The organism is Dorea sp. AM13-35, from assembly GCF_003473885.1.
GTDB lineage: Bacteria > Bacillota > Clostridia > Lachnospirales > Lachnospiraceae > Dorea_D > Dorea_D hominis.
Map to the genome: position 1 here is coordinate 173,893 of NZ_QUCZ01000003.1, position 13,009 is coordinate 186,901.

The window sequence follows — 13,009 nt, forward strand, 5'->3', positions numbered from 1 at the left end:
TTAAACAGCTAAAATTTTACAGTGCGAATATGGAGGAGAACACTTATGATTATTGTATTAAAACAACACTCCGGTCAGAAAGAAATTGACCGCGTAGAGAATCTGATCAAAACAAAAGGTCTGGACACCCATATTGTAAAAGGTGCAGGTCAGACAATCATCGGCTGTATCGGTGATACAAGCCGTATCGATGCAAAGCTTTTCGAAGTAAACCCATACGTTGACAAAGTTATCCATGTACAGGAGCCTTACAAACTGGCAAACCGTGCTTTCCACCCGGAAGACACTGTTGTAGATGTATCTGGTGTGAAGGTTGGAAGCGGCAACATGGCTTACATCGCAGGGCCTTGCTCCGTTGAGACTTACGAGCAGGTATTATCCATTGCAAAGGATATCAAAGCTGCCGGAGCGAATATGTTACGAGGCGGTGCATTCAAGCCTAGAACAAGCCCGTATTCTTTCCAGGGACTTGGACCGGAAGGTCTTGACATCTTATGCGCAGTAAAAGAAGAAGTCGGACTTCCGATCGTTACAGAACTGATGTCTCCGGAATATCTGGATGTCTTCAACGAGAAAATAGATCTGATCCAGATCGGCGCAAGAAATATGCAGAACTTTGATCTGTTAAAACAGCTCGGTCAGGTTGACCGCCCGATCCTCTTAAAGAGAGGTCTGAATGCGACATATGAAGAATGGATAATGTCCGCAGAGTATATTATGGCTTCCGGTAATGAGAATGTCATTCTGTGCGAACGTGGTATCCGTACTTTTGAAACATATACAAGAAATACACTGGATCTGCAGAGCGTTCCTGTACTGCGGAAGCTGACACACCTCCCGGTTATCATCGATCCAAGCCACGCCGGTGGAAAATGGTGGCTCGTAGATTCTATGGCAAAAGCATCTGTTGCAGCCGGTGCTGACGGACTGATGATTGAAGTACATAATAATCCGGAAGCTGCTCTCTGCGATGGAGCACAGTCCTTAAAACCAGAAAAATACAGTGAACTGCTGAAAGATGTAAAACAGATTGCTGACATCATTCACAGACAATAGAACAGGAGTAAAGCTACAATGAAACTAACCGTTAATCTTGAAAAAAACAGTTATCCAATCTATATCGAGAATCACATTCTTGCAGATGCCGGAACTTATATTAAGGAAGTCTTTCATGGCAGAAAGATCATGATCGTCTCTGACGATAACGTCTATCCGATCTACGGAGATGCATTATCAGAAGTACTGGAAGCTGACTTTGAAGTCTTTCATCTTGTGCTTCCGCATGGAGAGGCCACGAAGAAATTTGAGTCTCTTCCTCTGATCTATGACGCATTGCTTCAGGCACGATTTTCCCGCAGCGATCTTCTGATCGCTCTGGGCGGCGGCGTGATTGGTGATCTGGCAGGATTTGCAGCGGCAAGTTTCTTACGTGGAATCAAACTGGTCCAGATTCCGACTTCCCTGCTCGCGCAGGTTGACTCTTCCGTTGGCGGAAAAGTTGCTGTTGATCTGCCGCAGGGCAAGAATCTGGTTGGTGCATTTTATCAGCCTTCCCTCGTCCTGATAGATCCGGAAGTATTACAGACACTGCCTGACCATTTCATTCACGATGGCATGGGCGAAGTGATCAAGTATGGATGCATCCAGGATCCGGAATTATTTTCCCTTCTGGAAACACATACTTCCTTTGCCGACTTAAAGGACGAACTTGGCAATATCATTTACCGTTGTGTAGACTGCAAACGTGTTGTAGTCGAAGAAGATCAGTTTGACACAGGAAGCCGTATGCTCCTGAATTTCGGGCATACGCTGGCACATACGATCGAACAGTATTATCATTATGAGCGTGAGAGCCATGGTGAAGCGGTTGCGATCGGTATGTATCAACTGACGAAACTCGCAGAAGAGAAAGGTCTTACACCGGGCGGAACCTCTATACGAATCCAGGATCTGCTTACAATCTACGGACTTCCTTCTTCCTGCGGTGTTGCTCTTGGCGCTTTGACAGAAGCCATTGCACTGGATAAGAAGAATCTGAACAATCACTTGAATCTGATTCTCCTCCATGGGATCGGCGACAGTTATATCTATCCGGCTGCTTTGGATTTCTTTGACGATACTGAACGAATTGTTTAGGTAAATGATTGATTATATATTGATAACTACTTATTTTTGGAGGCTGAATAAATGAAATTAGAAGGTAAAATTGCAATTGTAACAGGTGCCGGCAAGGGCATCGGAAGAGAAGCGGCTCTCGCGATTGCCGCAGAAGGCGCAACTGTTGTCTGTGTTGCAAGAACGCAGGCAAACCTGGACGAGACGGTACAGATGATCGAAGAAAAAGGAGGAAAAGCTACTTCCCTTTCCCGTGATCTGACAGATGCCGCACAGGTACAGTCCATGGTTGATGCTATTGTAGAACAATTTGGACGCATTGACATCCTGATCAATAATGCCGGTGGATACCCATCTGAGATTTATAAAAAAGTCGGACATCAGGCAATCAAGATCTGGGAGTGGAGCGAAGAGCAGTGGGATCAGATCATCAAGTCAAATCTGAAGATTCCGTTCCTCTGCATCAACAAAGTTGTGCCGGTTATGATCAAACAGCATAGTGGTGACATCGTAAGTGTTTCTTCCCGCATGGGACGTATCGCTTCCCAGATGGGTGGCTACGCAGTAGCAAAAGGCGGTATCGTGACACTGACAAAGACAACCGCAATCCAGACAAAAGAATATGGCATTAAAGTCAATGCTGTTGCCCCTGGTATGGTAGATACACCGGGACAGCGGGTATACAACCACAATGTCGGTCAGGACAATGCTGTTATGGGCAGTGCTGCAGATGTAGCAAAAGGTATTATCTACCTTTTATGCGACTCACCGAAAGTCATGACCGGACAGGTGATTGATATGTTTACCACACTTTAATTTAAGGCAAATCTTCATTATATGAATTTTCCTCAAAAGAATAGGAACGGCAATTACTTTGCCGTTCCTATTCTTTCGCCCATCTTTACGATAGTTTCATATCCTTCTTCTGTATTGCGGATGAGATCGCTATCCAGCACTGCTGCATCCTTTTGCAATAACAGGATAATCGTCGATCCTCCAAACTCAAACTTTCCTTTTTCCTGCCCCTTACGGACTGTTCCTGCTTCTTCATAGTTTGTGATCCGTCCAACCATAAGAGCGCCGACTTCCATCATTAAAATCGTCTTAAACCGCTTTGTCTTAAGCAGGCTGTACTCTCTTGTATTCTCTTTGTAAATCGGATACACATCATTGGCTACCGGATTCACCGTATGGAATACTCCCTGAATATGATAATTCTGGGATTTCTCTCCGTCTGCCACGTAACAATATCTGTGATAATCATCCACTGTCAGACGGAACACAAGCGCCATGCCGCCCTCATACTGCTTTGCCAGTTTGCCGGATCTCAGAAGTGATGAGGTTGTATAAAGTGTATCCTTGATCCGGAATGTATTCTCTCTACCTGCTATATCACTGATCGGATATACGCTTAATTTCCCATCGCAAGGACTGATCAACGTCTTTTCATCTCCCTGTGGTATGCGTGCTTCTTCTCTTAATTTTCTTGTAAAGAAATCATTATATGAACGAAACTTTGTCTTCTCACACATAGACAAGTCAATATTGTTCTTTTTTACAAACGGACGGATGCCTATCTTGGATATGAAACTGTCCAGAACATATCCGCCAAGCCTGCTCACCCACGGACGGATCATGATCCGGATAACAGCTCTTCCAAATGCATTTCCATATAAATGTTTTAAAAACTGATCCTGTCCGGTCTCAACACCGACATCTCTGCCTTCCCGGTCTCTGTATTTCATCTGTGTTCTCCTCATATCCTGCCGTCTTCTAATCTCTTATGTAACCTTTTATCTTCTGCAAAGCCATGGCCAGTTCATCTGCATATTTACTTTGTACTTTGTAAATATCATCATAATGATCACTGCCGCGCCAACGACCAGCACAAGAAGTGCAAGTGTTTTATTGCCTGGTTTTTTTAATTTAAAGTCTACAACAAATAACAGTCCGACAATAAACAGTGCCAGATGCAGGCAGATACGGAAAACAAAATCCGGTACAAAAAACTGGATCATGAATACCAATGGCAATACAATTGCCATGGATGTGATCGGCAATCCCTTATAGAACTTCTCTCCGCTCTCTGTTACCAGTGCCTGTTTTGCTTCCATTACATTAAAATAAGCAAGCCGGATCACCGAATTGATACAATAAAATGCAATTAAAAGCAGACCAATTGGTCCACGTACTCCCAGCAGATAACAAATCATTGCCGGAAAGATTCCGAAACAGACTACATCACACAGTGAATCAATCTGGATACCAAAAGCTTTCTCATCATCTGTACGGTCTTTCTTAGAACGCGCAACTTTGCCGTCAAACATATCGCAAAGCCCGGATAATGCAAGACAGAAAATCGCAATCTTAAAATGTCCGTGTATTGCCTGTGTCATTCCAAAAACGGAAGAGCAGAGACTCATATAAGTCAGCACAACCGTATAATTATAAATTCCTATCATTTTTTCCCTCTTTTCTTTCCGCTGAATTAGCCAGCCTGTTGTTCACAAGTTTCTGTTGTCTCTTCCCGCCCTCGTCCTATCCGAACATGCGCAACCAATGTCAGTGTTGCGCTGAAGAGAAGTTGTACATAAAACGCAATTCCTCTGCTCAGTACCATTCCCGGTAACAGAAGTCCTGCTGTAAATACTGTTTTAAAAATAATCAGGAACAGATTCTCACTAATTCCCATTCCTCCCGGAAGTGGGAGCATATCCACTGATACAGATACGACTGCCTGCAGCATCACTACATCATATATGCTCGTTCCGTGCAGTCCGAAAGCTTTGTATACAAACCATGTTACAAAAAATAATGAAAATCTCTGAAAAAATGTAATCAGTATAACATTAAAGATCACTTTCTTATGCGTTCCGAAATAAGCCGCCGTAGCCTTATACTGTTCCATAGAATCTGCAAGCTTTTTCGTTCTCTTTTCCTTATGTTTCATAAGCCGGCTCTTTTCCAGAAGCCTGAGACCTTTCATCATGATCCATTTGGCAAGCTCCGGATGAAATGCCAGAATCGACATTGCAACACAACAGCCTACATTTAATGCAACTCCCAGATAAAAAATCGGCAGTATTCCTTCCAGATATTTATGAACAAATCCTCTCTGGAAAAATGCAACGAACAGACCAACAAATACCAGTACAGATTTGTATGTAATCGTAACGATCATCAGTACAAGCGTTGCTACCGGAATCGGTATTTTATTCTTTCTCATATAATAGATCTGCATCGGCTGTCCGCCGCTTGCAGACGGTGTCACCGCACTAAAGAAGAAACCTACACAGGAATATAAAAAACACGTCCGTTTCTTTTCATGAATATCCAGTGTACCGAACATATACCAGATAATGATCGATTCCCCCCAGATAAACAGGATTACACCTGCTGTTCCCGGTATCAGATACCACGGATTCACTTCACCGATCGTCCTGAGCACCGCCGGAAGATCTTCACCATGGAATACACTGTAAAGTGTTAATGCGAAAATCAAAACCAGAAAAATGGTATTCGCAATACTTTTCTTCTTATTTAACAATCTTTTTCCCCTTTTCCCGGCTTCGCCGCTCCATAATCTTACCGGAAATCCGGTAACAAATCTCTGCCACAGCAATGCCTCCAAAAACATCCACAATATAATGCTGCTTTGTTACCTGCGTTGATACACAGACTAAAATTGCAAATACAAAACTGAACCTCTGATACCACTTCGGTATCTGCCTCTGTCCACGGATTCCGATATAACAGAACCAGCTTACCAGACAATGAATTGACGGAAACAATCTGGTCGGATCATCTATCTGATACACCCATCTTAACATCTGGCTGAAAATATCTGTTCCATTCACTACCGGACGCACATTCGTTGTCGGCATTACAATATAAAAGAAACCACATACAAGTCTTGACATAACATCCGCCAGAATAAAACGATAACAGTGGCTTCTGTTCATTCTGGTGATCATAATATAATTTACGATCCAGAATAAATAACATCCGATATAAATGACTGAAAATGCTGGAATCACCGGAACCATTCTGTCAATCGGTAAGGTCAGATCATAAAAATTGCGGTGCTCCATCAGCTTATCTGTTCCTATATAAACTGTGAAATTCACGGCTACACAGATCAGCAGCGGAAGTATTGCATAAGAAGGTATCATTTTTTTCTTCTGTGTCGTGTCTTTCTTCATAATGCACCTCTTTTCACCGTATGTTGTTCATTATAGCAGACTTTTTCCTGCTTGTGCACATTCTTCTTATTTCTTTAAAATATCTTTAAAGTTTCTTCAGAATTTAAGATGCCAGGGTCATAAGCCTGCAACCACGATGGGCTTGCTCAGGAGTGGATGCATGGCTTAATGACCCGCCCCGATATGAGCATAAAAGGGAAGCGCAAGCTTCGCGATATGCGAATATTGGGCAGAATTGCGAGAGTACGCTGTACGGAGCAATTCGTCTGGCATTTTTTAATTTTAATATTCTTATGCCAGGGTCATAAGCCTGCAACCACGATGGGCTTGCACAGGAATGGGTTTGTGGCTTAATGACTTTTTATAAGAAAATGTATTTGTTAACATTTTTTTCTTAATCTCATCACACTTTCATCACAATTTCTGCCTATACTATAATTGTTCGAAGAAAACGAACACTTATAATTCTTTTTCATAACTTTTTCCTCAGGACTGCAAACCTCCCAATCTGCAGTCCTATTTTAATATGCCAGACTGTTCCAGAGATCTCTCAAATCCAATTTCAATTCCCGCCTGCACCGCAACATGCTCGCGGAATTCTTTCTCATCTCTTCCTTCCAGAAGGATCTCATATTTGTCATAATATTCTTCACCCAGTGTATCGATATCTGCCTGTGATACTACATTCTATGTGCAGAAGATCCGTCTGGAACATGCGGAATCCATGCCGGAACACACGGATAAAACCGTAGACGAGATTATGCACACCGTCGGTTATAACAACAAAGGCTATTTTTATAAAATATTCCAGCAAAAATATGACACAACCCCTGCGAAATACCGCCATAGCCATTGATTTCCTAATATGTGACCGGCAGACACTATGATTTTTGTCCCCTTTTCATATGATAAAGATAGAGAAGTGAACGTTAAAATCTATACTTATCAAAATCATGAAAAGGAGGCGCACTATGAACAGACTACATCTTAAGAAAATATTCTCCGGCATCTTTCTTGTCTCGATTCTTACCGTGACAGGAACGTTGTCCTCACTTATCTGTCCGGCGGAGACCGTCCGGGCATCCGACACTTTATCCAATCCGAAAATCACCGATGATTCTTCTCTCTATGCCGGGAAGAAAGTCACCTGGGACTGCGTCTGGCTCGGAAGCTATCCGCAGTCTGAAGTCACAGCAGAAAATGGACAAATTTACGAAAAATTAAAAGCTGCCGACGACTCCCAGTGGGATGAAAACGGAGATATTACCATTGGAAACTACAAATATCGGAGGCTTTGCCGCAGCCAGACGGATGTTTCTTCTCTCCTGGATCCGGACTACTGGCCAACCACTAAATATTCCCAGACTTATAATATTTTCCCTTGGGAAGATGACAGCACCTGGCACTATTTTCGATACGAGCCATTGAAATGGCGTGTGTTAAAGATGAATAAATCCACCGCTTTTCTTCTTGCTGACAAGATTTTCTACCGGGGAAGTCTGACAGATATTCCTGACTTCTTTAATAACAAACTATTTTTCCAGATATTTTCTTCCGAAGAACAGGCTGCTGTCGTTGATACAACCCGCAATAATTATAAGCCTTCTGTAAATAAACTTTTTCTGTTAAGCAACTCGGAAGCCTACGGTTCGGAAGCTCTGGCATATGGATTCACAGATGTCACCCTGCTGGAAGATAATGCAAGACGCGCGAAGTGTACAGACTTTGCATTTGCACAGAATGTCTGGCGTGACAAACGTCCACAATATGCCGGAAACTGCAACTGGAGATTAGAAACTTATGGTACAACGAGAGCATTGTATGACAGTGTCCAAACGACAGGTGAAATCATGAAAACCAGCATGGCATCCCAGGATTACTATCCTTTACGTCCTGCAATGTATGTTGATCTTTCAAAAGTAAATTATTTATCAGCTGGTACGGTTTCTTCCAATAATACCATGTTCGAAAAGAATGCAATGGTAATCAATGAAAATGAAACGCCAAAGCCTGACAAACCAGAAAATCCGGTTTATAAAGTAAAGAAAATCCGGTTATCCGGTCTTTCCCACAAGATTGCTGCCGGGAAAAAGCTCACTTTAAAAGCCACGATTTCTCCTTCCAACGCAACCAATAAAGCTCTGCAATGGAAATCAAGTAACACTAAAGTTGCTACTATTTCTTCCAAAGGTGTTGTCACTTTAAAGAAAAACAGCGGTGGAAAATCCGTTACCATCACTGCCTTATCCAAAGATGGCAGTAAAGTACAAGGCTCTTTTAAGATTACTTCCATGAAAGGGATTGTAAAGAAGCTGAAAGTCACTGCACCGTCAAAAATAAAAGCCGGAAAAAGTACGAAATTAAAGGCAGTTGTCACTGCATCCGCAGGTGCAAATAAAGCTTTAACCTTCACTTCTTCAAACACGAAATATATGACTGTTTCCTCCAAAGGTGTCGCAAAGGCTTTAAAAGCCGGAAAAGGAAAAACTGTAAAGATTACAGCCGCCGCAACCGATGGCAGTGGCAGAAAAGCAACAGTTTCCGTCAAGGTATATTAGAAAGGATGGTGCATTATGAAAAAGAATGATAAACGAAAAATAAGAATCTGGAAGAAAACATTTGCCCTGGCACTTTCCTCTGTCATGATTTTTTCCTGTATTCCAATGACTCAGGTAAAGGCCGGAAATGAATCGCCGGAAGCGATTATAAATGGGCTTGTGGATCTTCCGAAAACTTTCATCGATAAAGACTCACAGGATCTCGGCAGTGACCGCGTTTTTTACCGTAATACTAATACAGATCTCTCCATGCTTCCGGCGGAATGTTATAAAAAAGCACTACAATCTTACATTATAGATGATGACGTTCCTATGGGCACACGCAAGGGCGACTATCTGCTGTCCGACTGGGATTATCTTGGATGGATCTTATCTGTCGAAAAAGGGCAGGGAAATTATGGTTATCTGAATGATACACTTTGTAATATGACCATTTATGGAAATCGGCGGAAATCTGAGCTGAAACTGGACGATGCCTGGTATAACTGGGGCGGGTATTTCAGTGAAAGCAGTCTTGCGAATGCACAGCAGCATATCGCAAATGATCTTACGCGTACACCGCTTGGATCGCTTCCATTAAAAAAACTCGATTCCATTTCCAATGATACCGAAGAATCTCCGGTTGTTGTCCGCTGGCATGGTGCACTCCGTGCAAAAGACAGTGATATCGCCGGACGCTACAAAGCTTACGCTGTGTATTTTCATAATTTCCGTGTGTCACCGATTTTCCCAATGTACGATAACTCCTACAAGCGGGTGATTAGTGACGAGAAAAAGACCAGTAATATTTACAGCTCCGATATCCGCAACAACAGTGGCGTGGAAGTGTCCGGCACGCAGTCGCTGACAAATTCAACTACTTACGGTGCTTTGAGCAGCATCAGTGGCTCCAAATCTTATACTTATGAAGAATCCGTTACAGTTACACATTCCAAGAGTCTTCCATTCTTCGGAGATTTGGAAACTTCCATCGGATTTTCTGCCAGCCAGTCCATTGAGAAAGGCTGGTCAAAAGAGGAGAGCGAAGAGCGTTCAACGGAAAATACTTCCGAAGTATCTCTTTCACTCCTGCCTTATACTGCAGCTCTTATCCAGCAGCAGACAAAAACACAGACTGCAACGACTTATTATAAATGTCCGGTCTATATCAATTACGATGTTACAATCGTTGAATATGACCGCAACTTAAGAGGCGGTAAATTAAATTCTTACGTTCTCGCCAGCTTCACCGGCGCAGGTTCTAAGAATGCCCGCACGAATCTTAAGAAACGAAGCTACATCCAGGCGAGCATGACGGATCCGGATGGCATCAACTGGGGAACTGTAAAAAAATATAAATATGGAGATGAATTATTGAAACGCATCCGCAGAAACGGACTGATGAGCGCAGCAGGCGGCTCTTACACAGAAACATTATCTTCCGTTTCCAGCAAAGTAGATGATCTTATCCCGACACTTCCGCTTAGTGATATCAGTGTGAAAAGCGGTGCGCCAAAATCAGTCAATATAAAGCAGCACTATTCTTTATCAAAGATTAAACTGGTAGCAACCAACACAAAAGGTGCTGACTATTACGGTTTTAACGCCAAAAAAGGAATCTGGAAGATTACAAATGCCAAAGGAACTCCGGTAAAGAGCAGCACTGCCACACTTTCCGGAAATGCCGGAAAGCAAGTGCTGACCGGTAAGAAAAAAGGGACGCTGTATCTGACATATTTTATCAATGATAACACTTACAGCACTGCAGATTATATAGAGAAATATTCTACAAATAACTCCGTGGACCGCCCGACACTCCGCATCAGCATTACCGGCAATACCGCTCCGAAGATCAGTGGTAACACAACATACAAACCTTCAAAGAAAGCATCCGGCACGGTTACAATACCGACGTATGTCAAGCGTGACGGCAAAACTTACCGTGTAACTAAGATTGCGAGCAATGCTTTTAAAGGTAACACGAAAGTTAAGAAAATCGTTATCCCGTCAACCGTAACAAACATCGGCAAGAAAGCATTCTATGGCTGCAAGAATTTAAAGGCTGTCACCATCAAAACCTCGCAGCTTACAACTGCCCGCGTCGGTAGCCAGGCATTTACGAAAACACATGCAAAAGCGATCATCACTGTGCCGAAAGGGAAAGTAAAATCTTATAAGAAAATCTTCCTGAAAAAGGGGCTTTCGAAAAATGCGACGGTGAAATAACTGGCTTGCTCTCTGTAATCTCATAACGACTTAAAAGGGGACGGGGCTTTTCCAGAAAAGCCCCGTCCCCTTTTATTAAATCCGCCAGTCTTTTTCCTTCGATGCACGAAGTCTTGCCATCGCTCTTGCAAGCGATGCCTGCGACAGCTGGTATTCCTGAATACTCTGCTTCTGCCGGAGCTGCTCCTGAGCACGCTCTTTGGCTTCTGTCGCACGTCTGACATCAATCTCTTCCGGGCTCTCCGCTGTATTTACCAGTACGGAGACACGGTTGTTCATAATCTCTGCAAAACCTTTAGAAACCGAAGCGGTAATCCAGTTTCCTTCTTCATCCTGCAGATGCAGTTCACCGATTTCCACTGCAATGATCATATTTTCATGATGCGGCAGGATGCCTTTCTGTCCGTCCGGTGCCGGAATGATAAGCTGTTTACAGCGTCCTTCGTAGAACACTCTGTCGCTGGATATGACTTTCAACTGAAATGTATCCATAATTTCACTCCTTCACTGGTACTAAGCTTCCATTGCAGCTTCTTCTGCTTTGGCTTTCTCGATGACTTCATCGATTGTTCCGACATTAAAGAATGCATTTTCCGGATACTCATCCATCTCACCGTCAATGATTGCTTTAAATCCACGGATCGTCTCTTTTAACGGTACATATTTTCCAGGGATTCCGGTAAATGTTTCTGCTACTGAGAATGGCTGTGACAGGAATTTCTGCACTTTACGCGCACGGTTTACTGTCATCTTGTCTTCCTCGGAAAGTTCTTCCATACCAAGGATTGCGATGATATCCTGCAATTCTTTATATTTCTGCAGGATTTCCTGTACTTTACGTGCAACCTGATAATGTTCTTCTCCAACTACGTCCGGCTCCAGGATTCTGGATGTAGAATCCAGCGGATCTACCGCCGGATAAATACCCTGCTCCACGATCTTTCTGGATAATACGGTTGTCGCATCCAGATGGGAGAATGTTGTTGCCGGTGCCGGGTCTGTCAGGTCATCGGCCGGCACATAAACTGCCTGTACAGATGTGACAGATCCGTTCTTCGTAGAAGCGATACGCTCCTGCAGTGCTCCCATTTCATTTGCCAGCGTCGGCTGATAACCTACGGCTGACGGCATACGTCCGAGAAGTGCGGACACCTCGGAACCTGCCTGTACGAAACGGAAAATATTATCAATGAATAACAATACGTTCTGATGTTCCTGGTCACGGAAATATTCTGCCATCGTAAGTCCCGTCTCAGCAACACGCATACGTGCTCCAGGTGGCTCGTTCATCTGACCGAATACCAAAGCGGTTTTGTCCAGAACTCCCGATGCACTCATCTCTGTCCAGAGGTCATTACCTTCACGTGAACGCTCTCCGACTCCTGTGAAAATAGAATATCCACCATGTTCGGTTGCGATATTGTGGATCAACTCCTGGATCAACACGGTTTTACCAACTCCGGCACCACCGAACAGACCGATCTTACCACCTTTGGCATATGGCGTCAGAAGGTCGATGACTTTGATTCCTGTCTCCAATACTTCTACTGCCGGACTCTGCTCCTCGAAAGAAGGAGCTTTTCTGTGGATTACCCAATGCTCTTTATCTTTGGCGATCGGTTCTCCATTATCAATTGTCTCACCTAATACATTAAACAGACGTCCCAGAGTCTGTTCTCCTACCGGCACTTTAATACCTGCTCCGGTAGCGGTTACTTCCATATCTTTGCACAGTCCGTCACTGGAAGCCAGCATGATACAACGTGCAATATTATTTCCGATGTGCTGCGCTACTTCCATGACACAGCGTTTTCCGCCATTGTCAACCTCCAGCGCATCTTTGATATATGGAAGTTCTTCTTTGCTTTTAAATTCTACGTCTACGACAGGTCCCATAACCTGTACGATTTTTCCTTTTGTCATAGCGCT

At 43.4% G+C, this 13,009-nt stretch carries 12 protein-coding genes and 1 pseudogene; 6 read left to right on the forward strand and 7 right to left on the reverse strand.

What is annotated here, in order from left to right; translation table 11 throughout:
* Window positions 1-45 precede the first annotated feature (45 nt).
* From aroF to DW152_RS05145, 3 genes are read left to right on the forward strand one after another with little or no spacing between them, the layout of a single operon-like run.
* On the forward strand, window positions 46-1,056 hold the full coding sequence (aroF, locus tag DW152_RS05135) for a 3-deoxy-7-phosphoheptulonate synthase (RefSeq protein WP_118288113.1): 1,011 nt from the start codon (window positions 46-48) through the stop codon (window positions 1,054-1,056).
* An 18-nt stretch (window positions 1,057-1,074) separates the two neighbouring features.
* Window positions 1,075-2,136 carry a 3-dehydroquinate synthase gene (gene aroB / locus DW152_RS05140; RefSeq protein ID WP_118288114.1) on the forward strand — a complete coding sequence of 354 codons (1,062 nt, stop codon included), beginning with the start codon at window positions 1,075-1,077 and terminating at the stop codon, window positions 2,134-2,136.
* A gap of 51 nt (window positions 2,137-2,187) precedes the next feature.
* Complete coding sequence (locus DW152_RS05145; RefSeq protein ID WP_118288115.1) at window positions 2,188-2,931, forward strand: SDR family NAD(P)-dependent oxidoreductase; 744 nt, start codon at window positions 2,188-2,190, stop codon at window positions 2,929-2,931.
* A 53-nt stretch (window positions 2,932-2,984) separates the two neighbouring features.
* On the opposite strand, the gene DW152_RS05150 is transcribed toward DW152_RS05145, so the two are convergent.
* The 5 genes and pseudogenes from DW152_RS05150 to DW152_RS13800 all read right to left on the reverse strand — a co-directional run.
* A complete protein-coding gene (locus tag DW152_RS05150) occupies window positions 2,985-3,860 on the reverse strand; it encodes a phosphatidylserine decarboxylase (RefSeq protein ID WP_118288116.1) in 876 nt (291 codons plus the stop codon).
* A gap of 48 nt (window positions 3,861-3,908) precedes the next feature.
* Window positions 3,909-4,577, reverse strand: coding sequence for a CDP-alcohol phosphatidyltransferase family protein (locus DW152_RS05155; protein ID WP_021859580.1), 669 nt, complete (start codon window positions 4,575-4,577; stop codon window positions 3,909-3,911).
* Window positions 4,578-4,603: 26 nt separating this feature from the next.
* A complete protein-coding gene (locus DW152_RS05160) occupies window positions 4,604-5,662 on the reverse strand; it encodes a lysylphosphatidylglycerol synthase transmembrane domain-containing protein (protein WP_021859581.1) in 1,059 nt (352 codons plus the stop codon).
* The gene (locus DW152_RS05165; protein ID WP_118288117.1) at window positions 5,652-6,317 is read right to left on the reverse strand and encodes a phosphatase PAP2 family protein; all 666 of its coding nucleotides are present in this window, start codon (window positions 6,315-6,317) and stop codon (window positions 5,652-5,654) included. Before DW152_RS05165 ends, DW152_RS05160 begins: the two co-directional genes overlap by 11 nt.
* Window positions 6,318-6,851: 534 nt before the next feature.
* A pseudogene (locus DW152_RS13800) lies at window positions 6,852-7,004 on the reverse strand (L-arabinose isomerase family protein); the annotation flags it as partial.
* Between the two features lie 4 nt (window positions 7,005-7,008).
* Between DW152_RS13800 and DW152_RS13730 the strand changes: the two are divergent.
* The 3 genes from DW152_RS13730 (at window position 7,009) to DW152_RS05185 (ending at window position 11,080) form a co-directional block, all read left to right on the forward strand.
* Window positions 7,009-7,173, forward strand: coding sequence for a helix-turn-helix domain-containing protein (locus DW152_RS13730; protein ID WP_279209144.1), 165 nt, complete (start codon window positions 7,009-7,011; stop codon window positions 7,171-7,173).
* Window positions 7,174-7,288: 115 nt separating this feature from the next.
* Window positions 7,289-8,875, forward strand: coding sequence for an Ig-like domain-containing protein (locus tag DW152_RS05180; protein WP_158570022.1), 1,587 nt, complete (start codon window positions 7,289-7,291; stop codon window positions 8,873-8,875).
* Window positions 8,876-8,890: 15 nt separating this feature from the next.
* The gene (locus DW152_RS05185; protein ID WP_118288120.1) at window positions 8,891-11,080 is read left to right on the forward strand and encodes a leucine-rich repeat protein; all 2,190 of its coding nucleotides are present in this window, start codon (window positions 8,891-8,893) and stop codon (window positions 11,078-11,080) included.
* Window positions 11,081-11,155: 75 nt separating this feature from the next.
* Here DW152_RS05185 and atpC read toward each other — a convergent pair whose 3' ends face one another.
* Together atpC and atpD are read right to left on the reverse strand one after the other, a co-directional pair.
* The gene (atpC, locus tag DW152_RS05190) at window positions 11,156-11,572 is read right to left on the reverse strand and encodes an ATP synthase F1 subunit epsilon (RefSeq protein WP_117537530.1); all 417 of its coding nucleotides are present in this window, start codon (window positions 11,570-11,572) and stop codon (window positions 11,156-11,158) included.
* Between the two features lie 21 nt (window positions 11,573-11,593).
* Window positions 11,594-13,003: a F0F1 ATP synthase subunit beta gene (atpD, locus tag DW152_RS05195; RefSeq protein ID WP_021860096.1), complete on the reverse strand. Its 1,410-nt coding sequence runs from the start codon at window positions 13,001-13,003 to the stop codon at window positions 11,594-11,596.
* Between the last annotated feature and the right edge of the window lie 6 nt (window positions 13,004-13,009).